This window comes from Streptomyces sp. NPDC041784 (genome assembly GCF_055591025.1).
The window spans coordinates 229068-251527 of the sequence record NZ_JBVJAB010000007.1; the positions used below are offsets into that span (position 1 = coordinate 229068).

At 70.3% G+C, this 22460-nt stretch carries 18 protein-coding genes; 12 read left to right on the forward strand and 6 right to left on the reverse strand.

Translation table 11 applies throughout. From position 1 onward, the window contains the following. The first annotated feature begins 223 nt into the window (after positions 1-223). The 6 genes from ACZ6D7_RS17575 (at position 224) to ACZ6D7_RS17600 (ending at position 7380) form a co-directional block, all read left to right on the forward strand. The gene (locus tag ACZ6D7_RS17575; protein ID WP_469491216.1) at positions 224-1669 is read left to right on the forward strand and encodes an MFS transporter; all 1446 of its coding nucleotides are present in this window, start codon (positions 224-226) and stop codon (positions 1667-1669) included. Between the two features lie 562 nt (positions 1670-2231). After that, positions 2232-4445 (forward strand): MMPL family transporter, encoded by a 2214-nt coding sequence (locus ACZ6D7_RS17580; RefSeq protein ID WP_469491218.1) that lies wholly within the window; start codon positions 2232-2234, stop codon positions 4443-4445. Positions 4446-4576: 131 nt separating this feature from the next. Continuing rightward, positions 4577-5185: a TetR/AcrR family transcriptional regulator gene (locus tag ACZ6D7_RS17585; RefSeq protein ID WP_469491219.1), complete on the forward strand. Its 609-nt coding sequence runs from the start codon at positions 4577-4579 to the stop codon at positions 5183-5185. Positions 5186-5195: 10 nt separating this feature from the next. Continuing rightward, positions 5196-5528: a TopoII/MutL transducer domain-containing protein gene (locus ACZ6D7_RS17590; protein ID WP_469491553.1), complete on the forward strand. Its 333-nt coding sequence runs from the start codon at positions 5196-5198 to the stop codon at positions 5526-5528. 155 nt (positions 5529-5683) lie between these two features. Continuing rightward, positions 5684-5917, forward strand: coding sequence for a hypothetical protein (locus ACZ6D7_RS17595; protein ID WP_469491221.1), 234 nt, complete (start codon positions 5684-5686; stop codon positions 5915-5917). Between the two features lie 122 nt (positions 5918-6039). Beyond that, a complete protein-coding gene (locus tag ACZ6D7_RS17600) occupies positions 6040-7380 on the forward strand; it encodes an aminotransferase-like domain-containing protein (RefSeq protein ID WP_469491223.1) in 1341 nt (446 codons plus the stop codon). Here ACZ6D7_RS17600 and dpgC read toward each other — a convergent pair. The 6 genes from dpgC to ACZ6D7_RS17630 all read right to left on the reverse strand — a co-directional run bounded on the left by dpgC (position 7319) and on the right by ACZ6D7_RS17630 (position 15149). Continuing rightward, positions 7319-8692: a (3,5-dihydroxyphenyl)acetyl-CoA 1,2-dioxygenase DpgC gene (dpgC, locus tag ACZ6D7_RS17605; RefSeq protein WP_469491224.1), complete on the reverse strand. Its 1374-nt coding sequence runs from the start codon at positions 8690-8692 to the stop codon at positions 7319-7321. The two genes, ACZ6D7_RS17600 and dpgC, sit on opposite strands and share 62 nt — an antisense overlap. After that, on the reverse strand, positions 8683-9396 hold the full coding sequence (dpgB, locus tag ACZ6D7_RS17610) for an enoyl-CoA-hydratase DpgB (RefSeq protein WP_469491226.1): 714 nt from the start codon (positions 9394-9396) through the stop codon (positions 8683-8685). The genes dpgC and dpgB overlap by 10 nt, the downstream gene beginning before the upstream one ends. Positions 9397-9481: 85 nt before the next feature. After that, positions 9482-10585 carry a 3,5-dihydroxyphenylacetyl-CoA synthase DpgA gene (gene dpgA, locus ACZ6D7_RS17615; RefSeq protein ID WP_469491228.1) on the reverse strand — a complete coding sequence of 368 codons (1104 nt, stop codon included), beginning with the start codon at positions 10583-10585 and terminating at the stop codon, positions 9482-9484. A 21-nt stretch (positions 10586-10606) separates the two neighbouring features. Beyond that, positions 10607-11761 (reverse strand): glycine amidinotransferase, encoded by a 1155-nt coding sequence (locus ACZ6D7_RS17620; RefSeq protein WP_469491230.1) that lies wholly within the window; start codon positions 11759-11761, stop codon positions 10607-10609. Then, positions 11752-13113 carry a preATP grasp domain-containing protein gene (locus tag ACZ6D7_RS17625; protein ID WP_469491232.1) on the reverse strand — a complete coding sequence of 454 codons (1362 nt, stop codon included), beginning with the start codon at positions 13111-13113 and terminating at the stop codon, positions 11752-11754. The genes ACZ6D7_RS17620 and ACZ6D7_RS17625 overlap by 10 nt, the downstream gene beginning before the upstream one ends. A 41-nt stretch (positions 13114-13154) precedes the next feature. Next, entirely contained in the window at positions 13155-15149 is a 1995-nt protein-coding gene (locus ACZ6D7_RS17630) for a KedN5 family methylcobalamin-dependent radical SAM C-methyltransferase (RefSeq protein ID WP_469491234.1), read from the reverse strand. A 309-nt stretch (positions 15150-15458) separates the two neighbouring features. On the opposite strand from ACZ6D7_RS17630, the gene ACZ6D7_RS17635 reads away from it, so the two are divergent. The 6 genes from ACZ6D7_RS17635 to ACZ6D7_RS17660 are packed head-to-tail and all read left to right on the forward strand — an operon-like array spanning position 15459 to position 22437. Further along, positions 15459-16505, forward strand: a complete 1047-nt coding sequence (locus tag ACZ6D7_RS17635; RefSeq protein WP_469491236.1) for a methyltransferase — start codon at positions 15459-15461, stop codon at positions 16503-16505. A 26-nt stretch (positions 16506-16531) separates the two neighbouring features. Next, positions 16532-17917, forward strand: a complete 1386-nt coding sequence (locus tag ACZ6D7_RS17640; protein WP_469491238.1) for a DUF6002 family protein — start codon at positions 16532-16534, stop codon at positions 17915-17917. Next, a complete protein-coding gene (locus tag ACZ6D7_RS17645) occupies positions 17914-19026 on the forward strand; it encodes a hypothetical protein (protein ID WP_469491240.1) in 1113 nt (370 codons plus the stop codon). The genes ACZ6D7_RS17640 and ACZ6D7_RS17645 overlap by 4 nt, the downstream gene beginning before the upstream one ends. Beyond that, a complete protein-coding gene (locus ACZ6D7_RS17650; protein ID WP_469491242.1) occupies positions 19023-20162 on the forward strand; it encodes a hypothetical protein in 1140 nt (379 codons plus the stop codon). The genes ACZ6D7_RS17645 and ACZ6D7_RS17650 overlap by 4 nt, the downstream gene beginning before the upstream one ends. After that, complete coding sequence (locus ACZ6D7_RS17655; protein ID WP_469491244.1) at positions 20159-21520, forward strand: ATP-grasp domain-containing protein; 1362 nt, start codon at positions 20159-20161, stop codon at positions 21518-21520. The genes ACZ6D7_RS17650 and ACZ6D7_RS17655 overlap by 4 nt, the downstream gene beginning before the upstream one ends. Beyond that, entirely contained in the window at positions 21517-22437 is a 921-nt protein-coding gene (locus ACZ6D7_RS17660) for a TauD/TfdA dioxygenase family protein (protein WP_469491246.1), read from the forward strand. The genes ACZ6D7_RS17655 and ACZ6D7_RS17660 overlap by 4 nt, the downstream gene beginning before the upstream one ends. Positions 22438-22460 lie beyond the last annotated feature (23 nt).

Sequence of the window (22460 nt, forward strand, 5' to 3'; positions counted from 1 at the left end):
CGCCCATCGCCGTTTCCACGAAAGAGCGGCACTGGTGAGCGAACAGCCAAACACGGAGGGATGCCGAGCTTCCAGTGACACGCCGAGGCAGCTACCCGCCCGACATATGTCATCGGAATGTCCGCGAGTCGCCTTGATATACCCGAAGGGCAGCGTATGCAGGAGTGGATTTAAGAGCGTGGCTGCCCAACCATGCCCTCCCCCGTCCCATGAGGCAGGTACCGTGAGTCGACTGCGCGTCCTCGCCATTCTCCTGGCCGTTCTCCTGCCGTCATTCATGACGGCCTTGGACAACACCATCGTCAATGTGGCACTGCCTCAAATTCGAGCTGAACTCGCATTGGACGACGTCGACTTGAAGTGGGTGGCAGCCATCTATCCACTCACCCTCGCAAGCCTTCTCCTGCTGGGCGGGCATCTGGCCGACACCGTCGGGCGGCGTGCGACGCTGCTGCTGGGTGTCACCCTCTTCAGTATCTCCTCGGCCGGGTGCGGCTTGGCGACCTCAGGGGTGTTCCTGATCGCTTTTCGAGGGCTTCAGGGAGCCGGTGCGGCGCTGATCCTGCCGGCGTCACTGGCGGTCCTGTCACACGATCTTCCGCCCCGCTCACGCAACGCGGCGTTCAGCGCCACCACTGCCACGTTGGCCTCGGCACTGGCCTGCGGACCTGTTGTCTCCGGTGTCATGACACAGCACCTGGGCTGGGAGTCGGTGTTCGCGATGAACGTGCCACTTGGATGCGTGAGTCTCCTGGTCGGTTTCATCGTCCCCCGGCGTGCCCCCTCGGCCTCCTCCGGGTCCACACGGCCGGCCTCCCTCTCTCTCCGTGTGGTCGCATTGGCGTGCTGCTCGTTGGCATCCCTCGCCCACTGTCTGATCGAAGGACCTGCGGGCGGGTTCGTCAGCTTTCCCGTCGTCACGTCAGGATTCGTGTTCGCGGCCTCCACTGTCGGCCTGTCGTACGAGCTGACGCTGCGCCGTAACGCAGCGCTGCGGCTCCTCTTCAGGCAACGCCCGTTCGTGGGTGGAATCATCACTCAACTGCTGTGGGGTCTGAGCGTGAGCGGGGTCTATTTCTTCACGTCGCAATTCCTGCAGACCAGCCTGGACCTCACCCCGACGTCGGCCGGACTGACGTTTGTCCCCGTAGCTGTTTCCCTGATCGCCGCCGCCCCTTTCATTGCCCGGATGGCGAGCCGCTGGGGAGACGGGCGAATCTCCGCTGCGGGCCTGCTCATGGTCGGCCTGGGATTGCTGATGGCCGCCCTGGGAAGCTCTGGAGGGAGTCTCGCCCATATTCTGCCCGGCCTTTCGGCCATCGGATTCGGCTCCGCACTCGCTGTTCCGCTGACCACTCGGGCCCTGGAATCCTCGCCCGACCACCTTTCCGGCATCGCCGCCGGATTGTTCAGCGCCATCCGTGAGGCATCCGGAGTCGTCGGGATCGCCCTCGTGGGCGCGATGGTGTCGTTCGTGGAACAGGCTGCGGCCGCCGCAGGAGCCAATGACTCGGATGCCTTTCTCTCCGGCTACCAAGCCGGTCTGTGTCTGGCGTCCGCGCTGGTCGGGGTCGGAGCCCCCGTCGCGTTGTGGGCGCTGCGACAACGCAGGGGCACACCAGAAGGCGACAGAGGCGCGTCCGCGTTCACCTCGAAGCCAGGACCGTGACCGTTCGGACCCGTGCGGGCACCCCTGCGGGATCCTGCGCCGCCGGGACTTCCCCCGGCACCCTGTGCAGTGTCACTAGCTTGGTCCACGAGTGCCTGCCGTGACTTGCCGATGCACCCCGCACGATCAAACTGAGAAGGAGCCCACGCGACAGGGAGAGCGGGAGCATGAGCGCGGTGACCCGGAAAGGCAAGATAGCGGCCCCGTCCCGCTGGGTGACGAACAGCTTGAGCCTGCCGTCCGGCGGGACGGCTTGGCGGCGTTCGGTTGCCTGGCGGCCCGCAGCTCGGCCACCGCGTACGGGCCCGGGCGCCCGTAGTTGAGGTGCAGGAGATTCCGGCGGCCTGCGGGCCTCGTCCGCCTTCAGGGCGGCGACGTCGACGTGTGCCTGCGCGACGACCCCGGGCTGCGCCCGCTTCCTCTCGTACTCGGCGAGCCCAGGTAGGTGTTCGCGACGCGACTGAGGGGTTCTTGCCACTGCGCTCGCCGGTGGCAATGAACAGGTCGGATCCCTTCTCAAAGTTCAGCCATGTCACTCCCACTCCTACCGGAAGAAGAAGGTATGGCAACGCTCCTCTACCGGTTGGGCGCCTTCGGGGCCCGGCGGTGGCGAACGATGTTGATCGGCTGGCTGCTCGCCCTCAGCGCCGTGGCAGGCTTTGGTATCTCCTTCGCCGGCACGTTCCAGGACAGCAATTCCATCCCCGGCTCACCGACCGAGACAGCGCTGACCAAGATGGACCGGCACTGGCCGGAACCGGCCGGCATATCCGGGCAGATCGTCTTCCAGGTGCCTTCCGGCCACAAGGTGACCGAGCCCCAGGTGCAGAAGTCCCTCGCATCGACCCTCGTCGCGACCGGTCGGGTGGACGGGGTGATCCGGGTCAGCGATCCGGCCGAGAGCGGCCTGGTGTCAGAGGACGCGCGCACCGCGGTCGCCCACATCCTCTTCGACGCCAAGCCGGACGGCGATGCGGCCGACGCGACGCTGAAGGCCGTCAAGGACGCGGGGGCCGAGGCCCGCAGGGCGGGGCTCAGGACCGCGTACGGCGGTAAGGCCTACCGTCCGGAAAGCTCGCCCTTCGGTCCCACCGAGATGATCGGCCTCGCGGTGGCACTGGCTGCCCTGGTGATTACGTTCGGTTCGCTGCTCGCCGCCGGCCTCCCGCTGATCACCGCCATTCTCGGCGTCGTCGGCACGATGGCTGCGATGATCGGCCTGGCGTCGACGGTCGGGATATCCAACAACGCCCCGACCTTGGCCCTCATGCTGGGCCTGGCCGTCGGCATCGACTACGCCCTGTTCATCGTCTTCCGCCACCGCACCCAGCTCGCCGGCGGCACTCCCGTCCGGGAGTCCATCGCCAAGGCCACGGCGACCGCGGGCAGCGCCGTCGTCTTCGCCGGAGCCACCGTCGTCATCGCCCTGGCGGGCCTGTCCGTCGCGGGTGTCCCGATGCTGACCTCCATGGGACTCGCGTCCGCCGGGGCGGTCGCGGTCGCCGTCGTCGTGGCGCTCGCTCTGCTGCCCGCACTGATGGGCATGGCCGGACGCAGGCTCATCCCCAAGCCCGGATCACGCGCCGCCCGCCAGGCCGGTCAAAAAGACGGCAAGGCCACCCTGGGCGTGCGCTGGACAGAGGGCGTACTGCGCCACCCCCGGCGCAACCTGATCCTCGGCACCGTCGCCCTCATCGCCTTGGCGATTCCCGCCATTCAGCTCAAGCTCGCCCTCACCGACGAGGGATCCCACGCCACCAGCACGTCCAGCCGCCAGGCCTACGACATGATCCGCGACGCCTTCGGGCCCGGCGCGAACGGTCCTCTGGTCGTCATCATCGAGGACGACGACCCAGGCGCCATCCAGTCCACGGCCACCGACGTCGTGCACAAGCTGAACGGCATCGAGGGCATCGCGGACGTAAGTGGCGTCGATGTGGCCGAGGACAAGCGAGCGGCCCGTGTTCAGGTCATTCCCACCACCGGACCCCGCGCCGAGGAGACCAGCGACCTGGTCTCCCGACTGCGTACCGAGACGCAGCCCATTGCCCACGCGCACAACAGCTACGTGGCGGTGACGGGCCTGACGGCCGTCAGCATCGACGTCTCGTCCAAGCTCGGCGGCGCGCTGGTGCCCTTCGCCATCGTCGTGATCAGCCTCTCCCTGCTGCTCCTGATGGTCGCGTTCCGGTCCATCGCCATCCCCCTCAAGGCGACCGTGGGATTCCTGCTGTCCATCGGCGCGGCCTTCGGCGCAACCGTCGCGGTCTTCCAATGGGGCTGGCTGTCCGGCCTGCTCGGTGTGCCCAGTCAGGGCCCCGTGGCCAGCTTCGTGCCCATCATCGTCATGGCCGTGCTCTTCGGCCTCTCCATGGACTACGAGGTCTTCCTCGTGTCCGCCATACGCGAGGACTACGTCCGCCACCGCAACGCCCGGGCGGCGATCGTCGTCGGCGCACGCAACGCGGCCCGGGTGGTGACATCGGCTGCCGTCATCATGGTCTCGGTGTTCATCAGCTTCCTCTTCTCTCACAACATCGACATCATGCCGATCGCGTTCGCGCTGGCCTTCGGAGTCCTGGCCGACGCCTTCCTGGTTCGCATGACCCTCGTACCCGCGGTGCTGGCCCTCCTCGGCGACCGGGCCTGGTGGCTGCCCCGCCGACTCGACCGGGTCCTGCCCCACCTCGACGTCGAGGGCGAAAGCATCCAGGTCCCCCAGGCGACCGGCGACGACGTCGAGGAACTCCACCCCAGCGAGCCGGCACCACGATGACCGGACACATCGAAACCGGGACGTCATACGGCAGCACGGTCCCCGTAGCTGCGGGAACGGCTCTCGGTCGACCTGCTCCACCGAGCCGCGGACACCCGGGGTGACGTGCGGCGGAGCGTTAGGATCCGGTCATGGCGAACCTTCGTGAGGCGCAGAAGCAGATGACGCGCCGCCTGCTGCTCGAGTCGGGACTCGAGCTGTTCAAGACGAAGGGGTACGCCGCCACCACCGTCGACGACATCGCCACTGCGGCGGGCACCACACGCGTGACCTTCTACGCGTACTTCCCCTCCCGCAGCGAACTGATGAAGGCGCTCATCGACGAGCGGCTCAACGAGGCGCTCCAGCGCGCCCGGTCCCCCGAGCACGGCTCCACGGCGCACGACCTCGTGGCCACCGTCGCCGATGGGACACCCGAGGCCATCAGGACGTGGCTACGGCGAACCGCCGACAGCTGGCCCGCCGTCCGACCCATCATCCGCATCGGCCGCGACGCCGCGGTGGTCGACCCGGAACTCACCGACCTGGTCGAGCGATGGATGGAAGAGGCCATCAGCGACATCGAGGACGGACTGGCGAGGGCCGGGCGCCTCGAGCCCCATCAACGCCACTTCCGGGGCGTTCTCGCGATGGCCCAGCTCGACTACGTCGCCCAGAACTGGGATCGCACCGACTGGAAGCTCACGCGTGAGCAGATGCTCGACGAGCTCAGCGCCAGCTGGGTAGAGCTCCTGACCTGACCTGGTTGATCTGCGCACCCCCGAGGGCGGCGCGCACGCGGAGGGCTTCCGCGACGGGGTGGCGGCCGCGGTCATTTCGTACGCGCGGCAGCGGCGGCTGTTGACGGCCGACGACCCCGACCTCGGCACCGATCGGATCGGCGAGGGCCTGACGGCGGTCGTGTCGGTGAACCTGGACCGTCCGGAGTTCCTTGGTGCCACGCGCGGCAGGCTGGGCGGCGCCGTCGTGCGCACCTGCGTCGCGGACGCTGTCCGGGAACACCTGGGCATGTGGCTGGAGAAGCACCCGGAGCAGGCCGCGGCCGTCGTCGGCCGGATCGTCCGCGGTACCCGCCGGAACTGAGCGGCAGCGCCAGGTGGGCCCACACGGGGCGCGGGCTGGAGCCGGCTGTGTCCTGCCCTGTGTCATCGGGGCAGCTTTTGTCCGAGCGGTCCCCTGCCTCCGGGCCGGGCGATACCTTGGTGGGACACGCCAGTTCCGTGCTCCTGGAGCCCTCGATGAGCGAACAGCCGGCCCCGGCCGACAACGCCCGCCAGCAGCTGGACCCCGCCGCCGCCGACGCGGTGCGCGCATACGCGGCCCGGACCCGGGCCAACGCCGACCAGTTCGCCGCCGTCCTGGAGGACGTCGCGGCCAACGGGCTGCCCGCGGTGGAGGACTGCACTCCGTGGGAGGAACTGCGCGAGGCCCACCTCGCCCGGCTCGCCGCCCAGGGCCCGGCCGTCGCCTGATGCCCGGGCGGCACGCCGCCGCCGGCAAGGCCGCCCAGATCCCCCACGGACCGCCCGTCACGCTTGCCCCAAGCTGTTCGAGGGTAGGGAGCGACCCAGGAGCCGGACGAGGGGGACGGATCGTGCGCGAGCTGCAACAGGGCGAGCTGCACAGCGCGTTCGGTGATCCGGTGCTCGGTTCGATCAGTTTCCTCAACGAGATCATGAGCCGGTACCCCGACGCGATCTCGTTCGCCCCCGGCGCCCCGCATCTCGCCTTCCTCGACGACCTCGACGTGGGCCGCCATGTCGACACATGGATCGCCCATCAGGTCGCCCGGCGCGGGTTGAGTCGGGACCAGGCCAGGCGCCTGCTGTACGAGTACGGACCCAGCCGGGGGCTGATCAACGAACTCGTGGCGGACGCGCTCCGCCGTGACCACGGGATCGACGCCGCGCCGGACGCCGTGGTCGTCACGGTGGGCGCGCAGGAGGCGATGCTGCTCACGCTGCATGCCCTGTGCGCCCGGCCGGGGGACCTGCTGGCCGTCGTCGACCCCTGCTTCGTCGGCATGCGCGGCGCCGCCAGGTTGCTGAACGTCGACGTGGTCTCCGTGGACGAGGCCGAGGACGGCGTCGACGTCGACGCGCTGTGGGCGCGGTGCCGCGCCGCGCGGTCCCGGGGCGAGCGGATCCGGGCCGTGTACGTCTCCCCGGACTACTCCAATCCGTCGGGCAGCCTGACGAGTCTCGCCGCCCGGCGGCGCCTGCTGGCCCTGGCCGAGCAGGAGGACCTGCTGCTGCTGGAGGACGGGGCCTACGGCTTCACCGCACCGCCGGGGGAGGAGCTTCCCCCGCTGAAGGCGCTGGACACCGAGGGCCGGGTGGTCCATCTGGGCACCTTCGCCAAGGTGTGTCTGCCGGGTGCCCGGGTCGGCTACGTCGTCGCGGACCAGGTGGTCCGTACCGGCGACGGCGGGCGACGGCTGCTCGCGGACGAACTGGCGGTGAGCAAGAGCATGGTGACCGTCAACACCTCGCCCATCTGCCAGGCGGTGGTGGGCGGCATGCTCCTGGAACACGGCGGATCGCTGAAGGCCCTCGCGCAGCGCAAGTCCGCGCTGTACCGCCGCAACCTCGCGCTGCTGCTGGACGCGCTCGACCGGCATCTCTCGCCGGAGGCCGGGCTGCCGCCGGGGGTGAGCTGGTCGCGTCCGGCCGGGGGCTTCTTCGTACGGATGCGGCTGCCGGTGTCGGCCGACGCCGCCCTGCTGGAGACCTCCGCGTCGGAGCACGGCGTCCTGTGGACGCCGATGTCGCAGTTCTACGCGAGCGGCAAGGGCGACAACGAGTTGCGGTTGTCGTGCAGTTACCTGGAGCCGGACCGGATCGAGGAAGGGGTGGCCCGGCTCGCCGGGTTCCTCAGGAAGGAGGTCGCCTCCGGGCGGCCGAGCGGGACCAGGCCCGGTCCACCTTGCCGATGACGTCCTCGCCGTAGAGCCTGCACGCCTGGGTGAAGGCGAACTCGGCCATGTAGACGCGGAACTGGTCGGCCGGCTCCTCGGCTAGGGCGAGCATCGCCCGGTTGGCGACCACGGCGGGGTTGTCCAGCTCCCGTACGGCGGCCTCGACGGCGTCGTCCACGGCGTCCTCGGCCACCACCTCGTCGCAGACGAGCGCGGACTCGGGGTCGGTCGCCCGGATCGTCCGGCCGGAGAGGATGATCCGGCGGGCCAGCCGGGAGCCGGTCAACCGGCCGAGCCGCAGGTTGCCCGCCCCGGGCACGATGCCCTCCTGAGCGGCCGGAAGGCTGAAGAAGGCGCTGTCGGCGGCGATGACCCGGTCGAAGACCAGCAGCAGCTGCATGCCGCCGCCGATGGCGAACGAGTCGACCGCGGCCACCCACGGCTTCTGCAGGGACGGCACCGCGAAGGTGGCCTCGGCGGGCGGAAGCAGCAGACCACGCAGGATCTTGCTCAGATAGGTCAGCTCCCTGCGCAACAGGAACTCGACGAACGAGATCCGGCCGTCGCGCAGGTCCGACAGATTGATCCCGGCACTGAAGACGCGCCGGCCGGCGTAGCGGGGGTGGGTCATCACATCGCCCCGCAGGACGCCCACGTGGGTCCGTTCGTCCAGCAGGACCAGGTCGACGGCCGTCTCCATCGCGTCGATCAGCGCGTTGTCCTCGGCGTTGAGGCAGTGCGGGTTGCGCACGGTGAGATGTCCGGCCGCGGCGCGGCGTTCCAGCAGTACCGGCCCCAGATCGACCCGTCCGTCACGGCGGTAGCGGTCGGCGAGGGCGAGCGCGCGGGGCGAGGCCATCAGCATGGTGTCCGTCAGATGCGCTCCGGCGGTCGGGGAGCGGAGGACGCCGCGGAAGAAGATCCCCTGATCGATCTCCCGGCCTTCCTTGTGAGCCTGGACGCGGGCGTTCTCCTCGTCCATCTGCCTCCGGTCGGGCACCAGGCCGCGGAAACGCTCGGCGGCGGCGAACACCAGCTCCGTCAGCCGGTGCCGGCGCGTGCGCCCGTCCGTCAGGGCGTCGTAGACCGCCTCGGCGTGGCGGCGCATGAACTGCTCGCGGGTCTGCCGGCAGGCGCCGAACACGTCCGCCGCCAGGCTCCGTTGTCCGGCGTCACGGTCGGCCGGGGCGGGCAGACGCGCCAGGATCCGTTCCCCGTGCTCCGCCTGCTCCGCCAGCACCGAGGCGTCCTCGTCGAGGGGGCCGTCCAGCGGGGGCGCGGCGGGCATGGGAGTGGCTCCGGCGGTCGTCCCGTCGGGTGTCATGACCATGTGGCGGACTCCTCGTCGCGGGCCAGCCGGCGCAACTCGCGGTCGCAGGCCGCCAGATGCGTGCCGATGGCTTCCTCGTAGGGGGTGGCGGAGGCTTCGAGGATCAGTCTGCGGCGTACCGCGACCTCGGGCGCGCTGAGTCGGCCGAGCATCACGACGGCCGCGCGCAGCGCTTCCTCGGGGTCGTGCCCGATCTCGTCCACCAGGCCGAGGGACACGGCCTGCTGCGCGGTGACCTCATGTCCCCACAGCACCAGTCGGCGGGCCCGGGCGGCTCCCAGCTGGCCCACCAGCCGGTGGACCGCCATGCCCGGCCAGAAATGTTCGTCGTTGACCGGCAGCAGCAACCGGAAGTCGGGCGAGGCGATCCGGAAGTCGGCGGTGAGCAGCAGATCCAGCGCGGGACCGCCGCACACCCCCTCCGACACCGCGACGGTGACCGCCGCCAGCCGCTCGATCCCGCGGACCGCGCGCTCCCACCGGTTCACCTCCCCGATGCGCACCCGGCCCGGCCAGGACCGGTCGGGACGGGCCGACCGCAGACGCAGGACGACCACGCTCTGGCCGCCGTGTTCCTCCGCCCGGGCGCACACCGAGGTCACCGACGCCGTCAGCTCGTCGAGAGGGCGGGTCCCGTCGACCGTCAGAATGAAGCCGAGCCCGTCGATGAACTCGGCGACGTCCCGGGTGACATGCTCGTTCATGCTTCCCCAATCCCGCGCGCCCGTGCCCGCCACGGCCACGAGGGCCGCGCCGGGGATGCGCGCCTCACCAGCGCTCCGGTGCGGTTCACCAGCGCAGCAGTGCGGTCTCGATCGTCGAGCCGGGGCCCATGGTCATCATCACGCCGTGGTCACCGGGCCGGACGGTTCCCTCCTCCCAGAGCTGCCGGAAGGAGAACAGGAAGGCGCCGCTGGAGAGGTTTCCGAAGTTCCTCAGCACCGACAGGGTGTGGCGCACGTCGTGGCGGGTGAGGCCGAGGTTCACACGGACCGCGTCGACGACCTTCTTGCCGCCCGAGTGGATCACCCAGTGCGCGATGTCCGAGCGGCGCAGACCGGCGTCGCCGAGCAGCCGGTCGACCGTCTCCTCCGCGTGCGCGCCGACCACGTACGGCACCTCTGGGTCGAGGAAGAAGGAGAACCGTCCCCGGTCCTCGTCCCAGTCGTAGCGCATCGCGTCGATCGCGTCGGTGATGATGCGGCTCGCGTAGCCGAGCACCGCGGGGACCTCGCCGGAGTACGACGGCTCCGCGCCGGCGCTCGCCCCGCTCCCCGGCCGGGCGTCCGCGACCACGGCGACGGCGGCCGCGCCGTCCCCGAAGAGGCTGTTGACGACGGAGGTGCGCATGGTGCCGTCGAAGACGTACGCGGCCGAACAGACCTCGACGCTCACCATGAGGGCGAGCCGTCCGGGGTGTGCGCTCGCCCAGCCGGTCACCGCGGCGAGCGCGTTGAGCCCGGCGTTGCAGCCCATGCCGACCACATCGAGCCGTCCGCACGAGGGCGGCAGCCCGAGCTCCCTGATCAGCAGCGCGCTGAAGCCCGGCGTGAGGAACCCGGTCGACGAGACGCAGCACAGGAACGCCACGTCGTCCGGATCGGCGTCCAGCCGCTTCAGACACGCCTCGATCGCCTCGCGGCCGATGACGAGCCCGCTGGAGGTGTGCTTGCGGAGCAGGTCGCCCTGCGTCTCCGCCCGCGGGGTGCCGTCCGGGTCGCGGGGCGGCAGGGTGAGGTGGCGGCGCTCGATCGAGCTGTTCAGGAAGACGGACCGGACCCGGGGATCGGTCACCCCGAAGATCGAGAGCAGTTCCTCCTGCGTGTACGAGGCCGGCGGCACGGCGGTCCCGACCGACACGATCCGTGCGAGGGGGCCGCTGGTCCGGGTCATGGTCTGCTCCTCTCCTCGACGTCAGCCGAGACCGAGGTAGTCTTCGGGGCCGCCGTCGCGGACGGTGTCGAGCGTGAAGCAGTGGAAGCCGCCCCCGAAGAGCCGCCGATGGCGGTGACGTACCGGGACGACGGTGAACCGGTGCTGCTCCAGGGTCCGCATGAGGTCCGGGCAGGCACTGTTGACCAGCACCGTCGAGGGGTCGACCGACAGGACGTTGAGGTCGATGAACGGGCTGGTGAGCACCAGGTCGTCGTCCTCATACTGCGGGAAGTTGTTCTTCCCGGGCGGCGGCGGCACGATCAGGTCCCAGCTCCGCAACGCCTCCGGGAGGAAGTCCAGCACCTCCTTGTTGCGCACCAGCAGTGTGCCGGGCCGCAGCGCCAGCACCATGCTGTCGATGTGGCTGTCGCTGAGCCGGTGCACCCGGTGGATGCGGAACCGGCCCTCCAGGTGCCGCTCCAGCCAGTCACAGGCCAGGGCGTGGTTGGCCGTGGAGATGTTCACGATGACGTCCCGGCCCAGCCGCAGGCACTGCGCCCCGTCGAACATCATCTCGAAGCCCACGTCGTACGCCGAGGCCTGCGGGTCCTCGATCGGTTCCGTGGGGCCGCCCACGTTGCTGCTCCGGGCGTACGACAGGTCGAAGGAGGCGTCCGTCATCAGCGGCCGGGGCATGACGGTCCACCGGGCGCCCTGCCGGAAGTACTCGGCGAAGACCGGCGTGAGGAACTGGGTCTCGAAGTAGCGGGAGCGGATCATGGGCGGGGTCTCGATGATCTCGTCCCCGAGGACCAGGGTGTTGTCGCGGACGTTCAGCGGGGGCACGACGGCCGCCGACCAGGCCGGGGTGCGCACCTCCGTGGTGGACGCGTCGACGTCCAGCGGCCGGTGCACCTTCACCGACAGGGACTCCAGGGTGGCGACGATGCCTTCGACGTCCTCGATGAGTTCGTCCACGTACCGCTGCTTGATGGGGGAGCGGTCGGCGGCCCGGCCGGCCCCGTCCGGGGAGCCGCCGGTGCTGAGGCGCGGGTAGTACCACTCGGAGCGGACGATGTTGTCGTGGAAGAACAGGTCGAACGACAACTCCCGTTCGTGAGAGGTGTAGTTCACGGCCGATCCGACGACGACCTCCTTGAGCGGGGACCATTCGTCGAAGCTGTTCAACCGCATGCTGCGTTCTCCTTGCCGGTGGGGTCGGTGCGTGCGGCGGTGCCGCCGGGGCCGAACAGTTCCTCGAGCCGGTGCTCGTAGGCGGCCGCGCGGGTCAGGTCCTCGGCGATCACGCACTGCATGATCGAGTGGTCCCTCAGATCGAGGGCACTGCTGAAGACCACCCCGGTGCGGGTCGACGGGTCGTAGGCGAGGCCGGCCTCGGCGAGCGCCGAGACGGCCGAGGCGAAGGAGCGGGCCGACCAGCCGTCGGGCCAGATGCGCTCGACGACGACCCGGTCGTCCGCGTGGTCCAGGCCGGCCAGTCGGGCGCCGACGACGGCGTAGGTGTGGGTCGACATGGTGACGCGGCCGTTGTACTCGGTGAAGAAGAGCTCGCCGTCACGGGTCAGGACGGCGTCCGCGCTCAGGCGTCCGCGGTAGCCCATGGCGTGCAGCGGGTCGCACAACCGCCGCCCGTGCCGGACGAGGTCGCCGGCGGTGTCCGGTTTGAGGCCCTGCGCGGGCACCACTTGCGCCTTGGCCAGCGGTGCCATGATCATCTCGCCGGTGCCGCCGAACTCGACGCCGTCGTCGGTGATCAGATACTCGGCGAACAGGGAGGTGCTGTCCGGGTGATAGCGCTCGACGACGACCGGGTCGCGGCCGTCCCGGCTCAGTTCCGTCCATCGCTCGTCGAGATAGCCCCGCACCTCGGACGCACCCGTGAGGATCAGCGTCCGGCGTGCGCCGACGGGCTGGATGCCGGGCACGCGGCTGAGGATCTCGTTGCCCTTGCCGCCGAGCGAGTAGTCCTGCTTGACGATGACCGGCGTGTCCGCGTCGAGCAGTTCCGTGATCGCGGCCGCGGCGCGTTCCCGGGTGGCGCAGACCGCGCCCTCGGGGATCGGCACCCCGGCGCCCGCCGCCACCGCCCGGAACACCGCCTTGCTGTTGGCCAGGGCACCACCGCTCTGGGCGGCGAAGCCGAGGCCCGGGAGCGCGTGCTCGGCACCGAGGGCGCGGACCAGCGCGGCCACCGAGGTGTCCGGCCACAGGGCGAGGACGTCCGTGACGGGACGGCCCGCCAGCGCCCCGCGCAGTGCGGTGAGGAAGGCGGGGTCCGACAGCCGGTCGGCGGTCAGCAGGTCCTCCCCGGCGTGGCCGGGCGCCGGGACGACCACGTCGATGGCCGAGCGCCGGGTGCCGGTGAGCGAGGTGACGTAGGCGAGGAAGTCCTCCTCGGGGCGGACGGGGAGGACGAGGAGATCGCCGTCCTGGGCGAACCACGCCAGCCGCTGGACCGACCAGGAGGCGGCGATACGGGTGAAGAGGTCTTCGTTGAAGTCGTTGCCGATGAGCAGCCGTGTCAAGGGCGTTCCCTCCGTCGAGACGCTTCGGTGTGCCCTCGGGGTCAGCCGCAGCCGCCCCGGATGCCGCCTCCCTCGCCGGCCGGGTCGGCGGTCGGGCCGCCCGCGTTGGCATTGGCGAGGATGTGTTCCTTCGTCATCCCCATGAAGTGGATGACGATCTCGTGGTTGGTCGACGTGACCGCGGATTCCGACCCGGTCCGGTAGTAGAGGTCGAGAACGCGCGGTGAGGGGGAGAGGTCCGGTTCCCGGTCCGCGCGCAGGGCCGCGACGATCGCGGGCACGTCGTAGGCCAGACGGACGTCCCTGCGTACGTAGTACTGCTCGTCGCGGATCTCCTCGACGGCCAGTCCCTCGTACGCGGTCCCGGAGTTCTCCGGGCGGAAGACGGGCTGGGTGAGCAGGTCGTAGCGGAACACCTCGTCGAGGACCGGCCGGAACCGTTCGGGGACGAGGGGGCGGATCGACTCCTCCCACCACCGGTGCAGCAGGCGTTCGGCCTCCGGATCGGTGTAGAAGTAGCTGATCGCCGCGCCGAAGGAGTCGGTGCCTCCGGCGGCGGTCGCGCAGTACTCCCGTAACGGCACCGCCGCCGGATCGTCGGCCTCCGCCATCCAGTCGCCCAGGTTGATCAGCACCCGCGACTGGGTCAGGCCGGCGAAGTGCCGGAGCGAGCCCCAGATGTAGCGGAACACCGCGTTCTCGGCGACCACCCGTGCCCAGAAGAGGAATCGCTGCATGTACTGGTTGTCGGCGAAGGTCATGGTGTCGTGCGCGAGCACGTACTCGAAGTCGTCGTGGTCGCCGCGGGTCGCCGTGATCCCGAAGAGTTCCTTCTTCTCCATGTAGTCGGTGTTGGGCAGCAGCAGGATGGGGTAGACGGCGATCCTGGACACGCGGCGGGCGAGGCGGTCGTAGCCCTCCATGAAGGACTCCACGGTCTCCCCGGGGGCACCCCAGATCAGCTCCGCGTAGCAGTCCAGGCCCTCCCGGTCGAGCCAGGCCGCCAGGTCCTCCCACTCGTTCACCTTCATGTTGCGCCGGTTCATGGTCTCCAGCGCGCTGTCGCTGAGGGTCTGGAGGGCCAGCGTGAAGGAGCTGTGCATGCCGGCCTCTTTCATCCGCTGGACGATCTTGAAGAACGTCTTGGACTTGTTCTTGGCCCAGGAGGTCTCCAGGGCCCGCGGGAAGCCGTAGGTGTCCCGGGTCTCGATCAGTGCCTCGACGAACTCCAGGTCGCCGGGAAGCAGCCCGAAGTTGGCGTCGCAGGCCACGATGGTGTGGACCTTCAGCTTGGCGAACAGCTCCAGCTCGCTGCGCAGCCGGTCCAGGGAGAAGGCGCGGACCTTCTGGCCCACGGCGCCGCCCCAGTAGCAGAAGGCGCACTTGTAGGGGCAGCCGCGGTTGGTCTCCATCAGAGCCACGTCGTACCGGAACTCGCCCTTCTCGTCGGTCAGTTCCAGAGCCCCGGTGAGAAAGGGCGAGGGGATCTGTTCGAGATCGTCGAGGCGCGGGCGCTCCTCGGTGGTGACGGCCTCGCCGTCCGGCCCGCGGTAGGAGATTCCGGCGACCGAGCCGAGGGCGTGCCGGTCCACGCCCGCCAGACGGGCCCGGACCAGCTCCCTGAACGTCAGCTCGCCCTCGCCGTTGACCACCACGTCCACCTCGGGAAACATCCGGAAGGCGCGGGCCGCCTGGTTGGCCACGTGGGTGCCGCCGAATACGACGAGGCCGGCCGGGTTGAGCTGCTTGAAGGTGGCGGCGAGAGCGCCGAAGGACTGGTAGTTCCACCCCAGTACAGAGAAGGCGAGAATATCCGGCGGGCCGTCGCTGAAGAGTCCGTTGGCCATGACCGAATTCGTGGTGCCGCCTCGGAAATTCTTGATGGAGACATCGACGTGGGGGCTGATTTCGTCGTCCGCCATGAGGGTCGATTTCAGATACCCGGAAGCCAGTGGCATCGACTCCAGGGGCATTTCCCAGACGCCCTGCTGCACAAGGAAAATGGTGGTTTTGCCGTCTTCTTCGGAACTTGTCACGCGCGCTCCTCACATCGAGCGTCGGAACAAATGAAGATGAGTCGCAGGCTTCGCGCTATTTCCTCATGCTCAAGGGGTGTTGATCGCGGTGTCAACCCTGCCGACCCTCCCGATCGGGGAGTCCTGGACATTGGCTTGATTCAACTACCAACCGGTTCTGTGGCGGATTGCTTTCGGCCATGCAATCGGAAACCAGCCCCTTTTTGCCGGGGCAAGTGCCGTTGACCTTGTCCAAGATGGCGTGTTAGCCTCGCCGAGGACTTGACGATTTCAACATCAGTCACACCCTTGAAAGGGACCACAAAGCTGATGGGCGATTCGCAAGAGTTCGACCGCGTATACGAGAGATTCCAGCTCATCGTCAATGGACCGGCGCTCTTCAATGCCGTCGTCGCGGCTCTGGAGCTCGATGTCCTCCCCTTCATATCGCGCCACCCGGGCGCCACCTTCGAGGAACTGCGCCGGCACGTCGGGATCGAGCCGCACAAACTGCGCGTGCTGATGCTGGCGCTGTGCGCCACCGAACTGGTGGAGCGGCGCGACGGCGGATATGTGAACTCGCGGGTCGCCGAGGAGCATTTGGTGACCGACCGCCCCGAGGGGTGGCGGGACACACTGCTCGGCTGGCGGAGGTTTCAGTATCCGGCCTTCCCGCATCTGACCGCGGCCCTGCGGTCCGGAACGAACGAGGCGGCGCTCGCTTCCTATCCCGAGCCGGGAAACACGCTCTACGACCGACTGGCGAACGACCCGGAATTGGTGGCGAGTTATCACGATTCCATCGGGCCGTTCACGCATCTCTTCGCCCACGCCCTGCTGGACAACGCCGAGTTCGCCGAGGTCGGCCGACTGCTTGACGTCGGCGGCGGCGACGGCACGACCGCGATCAAGTTCGTCCGGCGGAACGAGCACGCCACGGTGACCATCTTCGACATGCCCAGCGTGTGCCGGCATGCGGAGAGCGGACTTCCCGACGACGTGAAGGGACGCGTGCTGACCCACCCCGGCGACATCTTCGAGGATCAGTTCCCCGGCGGCTTCGACGGCATCCTGTTCAGCCATTCCATGGAGGTCTTCTCCCCTGAACACAACGTCAAGCTGCTGACCAAGGCCTACGAGGCGCTGCCCCCGGGCGGGAAGATCTTCCTCTACAACATGTGCGCCCCCGACGACGAGAACAGCGGACTGCTCTCCGCCCGCCTTTCGCTCTTCCTCAACGTCCTGGCGAGCGGCGAGGGAATGACCTATCCGCCCAAGGACTACGAGCAGTGGCTGACGGAAGTCGGCTGCCGCAGTGTCCGTTCGTACACCGGGCTGCCGTACGAGCACGCGCTCGTCGTCGGCGTCAAGGGATGACCACCAAGCAGGGGAGGACCCCGACGATGACGTCGCCCCCACCTCCGTCGGCCGGCATCGAGACCGCGGCCGGCAACCTGATCCTCGATCACTACGAGCGCCTGCCCGCGGTGGTGGCCGCCTGCGTCACCGACCCGGGCCCCCGCCTCGAGGCCGAGGGATTCCGCCCGGCCTTCGCCTTCCCCGCGCTCGACCCGGCCACCCGCTCGTACTACTCCGCGGCCATGGCGCGCTGGCAGTCCCTCGGCGCCTACCGGGGCCGCCCGCTCACCCTCCTGGACCTCACCGGCAACCCGGCGACCGGGACGACGAAGACGTTCGCTTCCCTCCTCATCGTCGCGCGGGCCGTCGAACACATCCGGCGCACCGGCACGCCCGTCATGCTCTTCACCCCGACCTCCGGGAACAAGGGCACCGCACTGCGCGACGCCGTCCTGCGCGCCCTGGAAGCCGGACTGGCCGAACCTCACGAACTGCGGATCACCACGCTCGCCCCCCTGTCCAGCCACGCCAAGCTGCGCCGCTCCCGACTGTCCGCGGACAGCGAACTCCAGGCCCTCAACCCGCTGCTGCTCCTCGACTCGGAGCGGCCCGAGGACGTCAAGCCCCTCGCCCGCGCCTTCGCCGACGCCCACGCACAGGCCTGGGCGCGGGAGACCGGCGGACGGCTGTGGTTCTCCCTGGAACTGGAGAACTACCTGGTGGCCGACGCCGCCCGGGCCTTCTTCGAGAACCGCGTCGATCCCTGCGACCACGGCCCCAAGAGGCTGCACGCGCACGCCGTCTCCAGCGCCTTCGGACTGCTCGGCTACCACCGGGGCCGTACGGTCCTGGAGGAGTCCGGCGAGTCCGCGCCCGAGAGCCGGCCCGCCTCCCTCCTCGTGCAGCACCTCGACACCCCTGACATGGTGCTCAGCTGGAAGCACGGCAGCTTCGACCGGTCCCACCTGCCCCGCTACACCCTCGACCCGGCCACCGGGCTCCACGTCCAGCACGAGGACCCCGCCTTCCCGAGGACCGTGCACCGGCTCGACGAAGTGCTCGACCCGACCTTCTACACCCACCGGCCCGCGACCTCCCCGGCCATGAACGAGCTGATCGGCCGGCACGGCGGCGCGGGCATCGTCGTCTCGCTCCAGGAGTGCCTGGAGCGCTACCCCCTGATCTCCGGGCTGCTCGCCGACACCGCGGCCCGGCTCCCCGACGACCCACGCACGCTCACCGAGTGGTCGCTCGTCATGGCACTGACCGGCGTCCTCAACGCCATCGACCGCGACCTCGTCGGCGACGGCCCCGTCGTCGTCCACGGCAGCGGCGCGTACGCGCGCGGCGACTACGACGCGGTCGACGCGGCCGACTACCACGTGGTGCGCTCGGTCGAGGACGTGGCCGCCGCGGTGTGGAAGCGTTGAGCGGCGCGCCCCACCTGGTCGTGCTGGGCACCGGGTCCCTGGCCCGTTCGGTGTGCTGCTCGCTGGCCGGCACCCGGTCGGGGCCGCTGCGCGTCACCGTCGTTGGACGCGACGCACGGGCGGCGGACGACATCGCCTATGTGGCCGGAAGCAGAGCCCTGCTGTCAGGCACACCCGTCCACTTCGACGCGGCGGGCACCGATCCGGGCAGCCACGCCCTGAAGGAACTGCTGGCCCGCACCCGCCCCCGGCTCCTCCTCGTGTGCGCCTCCTCCCAGTCGCCGTGGGAACGCACCCGACACCCCAGCGGCTGGACCGACCTGATCTCCGAGGCCGGGTTCGGCCTCACCCTGCCGCTGCAGGCGGAGATCCCGGTACGAGCCGCCCGAGCCGTGGCCGACGCCGCTCCCGACACCCTGCTGATCAACGCCTGCTTCCCCGACGCGGTGAACCCCCTGCTGAAGGCATTGGACCTGCCGGTGCTCTGCGGCATCGGCAACGCCGGCCTGGTGGCGGCGTCCCTGGGCCATGCCCTCGGCCTCGGCCCCGGCCCCCGGCTCAAGGTCCTCGCCCACCACGTCCATCTGCACACGCCCGCCCACCCCGCCGACGAGGCGCGCGCCTGGCTCGACGGCACGCCCCTCACCGACGTGACCGCACTGCTGACACGGCAGCGCGCCACCGACCGGGAGCGGCTGAATCTCGTCACCGGACACACCGCGGCCCTCCTGATCGCCTCCCTGGCGCACGGCTTCACCCTGCACACCTCGCTCCCCGGCCCGCACGGCCTGCCCGGCGGCTACCCCGTGGCGACCCGCGACGGCACGGTGGGACTCGACCTTCCGCCGGGTCTCACCGAGCAGGAGGCCACCGAGTGGAACCACCGCGTCGGCACCGGCGACGGAGTGAGCGTCCACGACGGCCGCGTCCGCTTCACCGGCCCCGCCCCGGCAGCCGTCACCGCGCACGCCCCCGCCCTCGCCGAGGGCTTCGCGGCCACCGCGCTCGACGAGGCACAGGCGGAACTGAAGGCCGTACGCGACCGGCTGCGCCGGCGAGCCGCGCGACGCGACCGGCGGACCCCACCGCCGCGGCTGGAGGAACGATGACCCTCGGCGCGCTGTGGGACGGGCTCGGCTACCGCTGGCGCAACGGCGACGGACGCGTCGTCCTCGGCGCCCACCGCGCCGTCGACGCACTGCGCGGCACCCGCCCGACCGGCCTCGTCTCCCATACGGCCGAGGGGGAGCTGACCATCGGCTGCCAAGGCCCCACCGAGAGCGTCGGGCTGACCCTGCCGTTCCTGGAGGAACGACGCGAGCCGCACGCGGGGCCCGCCGTCCGGCGGACCACCGGCCCCGCGGGCCACGCCGACACCCCCGATCTGCTGGTGATCGCCTGCACCGCCGCCAGGGCGCGACGCCTCCCGAGCCGCCACGCGCTGCTGCTGCCGCTGCGCCTCTCGCTCCAGGTCCCCGTCGGCGGGGGCACCGCACCGCTGGCGCGCGTGTCGGCGAAGGACCGCGGCCACTACCGCCGCCAGCGCACCCGCCGTACCTGGACCCTGGAACACTCCACCAGCGCCGGCGACTTCGACTTCTTCTACGACCGTATGCACCGGCCCACCATGGCCCACAGGCATGGCTCCGCCGCCCGCTCCGAACCCCGCGGCAGCGCCTACTCCTGCATCTTCCGCGGGGGAGCCCTCCTCTTCCTGCGCGACCGCGGCACACGCGTGGCGGGCATGCTGTGCAAATGGGAGCCGGCCCGGCGCAAGCTGGTGATCCGGCTGGCCGGAGTGCTCGACGGCGACACCACCCACTACCGCTCCGGCGTCTCGATGGCCCTGTACATCGAAGTGCTCGACTGGGCCGCCCGCCACGGCGCGGACGTCGTGGACCTGGGCGGCTGCGAACCGTTCCTCAGCAAGGGCACCTTCCAGTTCAAGCGGAAGATCCACCCCGAGGTGTCGCTCCCCGCCAACCACTGGGGCGGGCAACGGATCTGGCTCCGGGCGCGCCGCGACAGCGAGCCGCTGCGCGACTTCCTGGTGAGCAATCCGCCGGTCGCCGTCGACGGCCGGGGACTGCTGCGGCCCGTCTACTTCCACGACCACGACCGGCGGCCCCGGACCGACCTGCGCTGGCAGACACCGGGCCTGGCCGAACCGAGGTTCGTCGACCTCGACCAGTTCCTCGCCGACGCGCCCCACGCCCGGCCGACCCGACGGAGGGAGTACCGGTGACCGAACGGGCACCCGCACGGTCCGGCACCGGCCGCCCGGCCCTCGTACGCCGCCACCCGGTGTCCGAGGTGCTGCGGACGCTCCGGCACGAACTGCGCGACTGCGGCACCCGGATCGACACCGAGCGAGCGCCCCTGGAGCCGTTCGTCCTTTCCGGCCCCGCGTACGACGAGCTGTTCACCGCCGCGGCCGGGCTCCTGACACTGTTGCGACGCGCCGTACTCGAGTCGGCGCCGACCCGCGCCGGGAGACTGGCGGCGCTCGGACTCGCACCCGACGGCGACGACTACCCGCTCTTCACCGACGACGACCTCTTCGAGGAACGCTACTGCGCCGCGATGGCCCGCCCCGATGTCATCCTCGGCCCGCACGGCCCGCGGTTCATCGAGTTCAACGTGAGCGGCGCGTTCGGCGGCCCCGCCGAGACCCACCTGCTGTCCCGCGTCTGGACCGAGGTGTACGGCGGCCCCGACGGCGCGCCGTTCACCGGCCACGACCCACTGGCGGCGCGCGCCGCCTTCTTCGACCAGGTCTGCGAGGACCTCGGGCTGCCGCGCGCGGTCGCCCTGGTGGGCAGCCCGTACGAACAGGACCGGGCGGCCACCTCGCGCTACTACGACATCGAGGTCGACGTCCTGCGGCGCCGCGGTCTGCGCGCCGAGTTCTTCGAACCGGACCGGCTGCCCGGCGGTCTCGGCCTGCCCGAACGGCTGGACTTCCCCGTCGGCCTGCGCTACTTCGCCACCGCCGACTGGACCGGCCGCGGACAGTCGCTGGCCCCCGTCCGATCGGTGCTGGACGCGGGATGCCTCCTGCTCCCGCCGCAGAGCAGCTATCTGCTCGCCAACAAGAAAGTGCTGGCCTGGCTCTCCGAAGGGCTGCCCTGGATGACAGAGAAGGACCGCGCGCTGGTACGGCGGTACGTCCCCTGGAGCAGAGTCGTGGGAGACGCCAAGGCGCAATGGCGTGGGCGCTGGGTCGACCTGCCCGAACTGCTCATGTCCGCCCCGGAACGGTTCGTCCTGAAGAAGGCCATCGGCATGATGGGCCGTGAGGTCCTCATCGGCCGGCTGAGTACTCCCGCGCAGTGGGCGGCCGAGGTGGAACGCGCCCTCTCCGAGGGGGACACCATCGTCCAGGAGTACACCGCATCGGTGCCGTACGAGCTGGAGATGTGCGACGCGTCGGGGACCCGCGCCGAACGGGTCGCCGTCGCCCCCGTCCTGAGCCCCATGGTGTTCGGGGGCCGGCCGGGCGGCTGTTACGCACGCTACTTCCCCTCCGGGGAGAGCGGTGTGGTGAGTGTCTACGGGCAGGGCGCCATGGAGAACGCCGTGCTGAGGGGAGTGCAGAGGTGACACGAAGCTCGATCGAACACCGAACCGACCTACGGGTCAGGCGCCTGACGGGCAGCATCGGCGCCGAGGTCACCGGCGTGGACGTCCGCGCGGCGGACGGCGCGACGGCCGAGGCGGTCGCCCGGCTCGTCGACGAACACGGAGTGCTGTTCCTCCGCGGCCAGTCGACAGACCCCGCGGACCTGACCCGCTTCGCCTCGCTGCTCGGCCCCCTGCAGCCCGCCCACCCCCTCAAACCCGGACTCGTCGGCCATCCGCATGTGCTGGCCAACCAGACCGGCGGGGTGACCGAGTCCGACATCCGCTGCCGCGACCGCTACAACCGGCACGCCACCAACTGGCACGTGGACTGCACCTTCGTCCGCGACGTCCCGGTCTACTCGCTGCTCCAGGCCGTGACCGTGCAGCCGTTCGGCGGGGACACCCTCTTCGCGGACCTCGCCGGCGCCTACAGCGGCCTTTCCCGCCCCCTGCGGGACCTCGCCGCCCGGCTCAGCTGCCCGCATGACGCCAAACTGCTGTACGCCGACTGGCTGCTCCCCGGCCGCGACGAGGAGAGCAGGGACCGGCTGCTCGCCCTGCCGGTCGTCACCCACCCCCTGGTGGCCGTCGCCCCGCGCACCGGCCGCAGGTCCCTCGTCCTCAACCCGAACTGCGTCACCGGCATCGACGGGTTCTCCCAACTGGAGAGCGACACCCTGCTGGACCTGTTCCTCGCCCACACCCTGGTTCCCGAACGGACCGTCCGCTGGAAGTGGGACGAGGGCGACCTCGCCGTCTGGGACAACGTGCGGCTGCTGCACAACTACGTACTCGATCACGGATCGGGTGAGAGGCTGATCCAGCGTGCGATGGCGGGCGCCGCCCCGCTCGCCGGACCCGAGGGCGGCACGAGCAGGGCACTGCCGGCTGCCTGAGCGGCCCTGGAAGCCGAGTGACC

What these genes read in the sequence shown, in the direction of transcription:
- ACZ6D7_RS17580 (WP_469491218.1), top strand. Translation starts at nt 2,232, where the DNA reads ATGGCAACGCTCCTCTACCGGTTGGGCGCCTTCGGGGCCCGGCGGTGG.
- ACZ6D7_RS17585 (WP_469491219.1), top strand. Translation starts at nt 4,577, where the DNA reads ATGGCGAACCTTCGTGAGGCGCAGAAGCAGATGACGCGCCGCCTGCTG.
- ACZ6D7_RS17595 (WP_469491221.1), top strand. Translation starts at nt 5,684, where the DNA reads ATGAGCGAACAGCCGGCCCCGGCCGACAACGCCCGCCAGCAGCTGGAC.
- dpgC (WP_469491224.1), bottom strand. Translation starts at nt 8,692, where the DNA reads ATGGTCATGACACCCGACGGGACGACCGCCGGAGCCACTCCCATGCCC.
- dpgB (WP_469491226.1), bottom strand. Translation starts at nt 9,396, where the DNA reads ATGAACGAGCATGTCACCCGGGACGTCGCCGAGTTCATCGACGGGCTC.
- dpgA (WP_469491228.1), bottom strand. Translation starts at nt 10,585, where the DNA reads ATGACCCGGACCAGCGGCCCCCTCGCACGGATCGTGTCGGTCGGGACC.
- ACZ6D7_RS17620 (WP_469491230.1), bottom strand. Translation starts at nt 11,761, where the DNA reads ATGCGGTTGAACAGCTTCGACGAATGGTCCCCGCTCAAGGAGGTCGTC.
- ACZ6D7_RS17635 (WP_469491236.1), top strand. Translation starts at nt 15,459, where the DNA reads ATGGGCGATTCGCAAGAGTTCGACCGCGTATACGAGAGATTCCAGCTC.
- ACZ6D7_RS17640 (WP_469491238.1), top strand. Translation starts at nt 16,532, where the DNA reads ATGACGTCGCCCCCACCTCCGTCGGCCGGCATCGAGACCGCGGCCGGC.
- ACZ6D7_RS17650 (WP_469491242.1), top strand. Translation starts at nt 19,023, where the DNA reads ATGACCCTCGGCGCGCTGTGGGACGGGCTCGGCTACCGCTGGCGCAAC.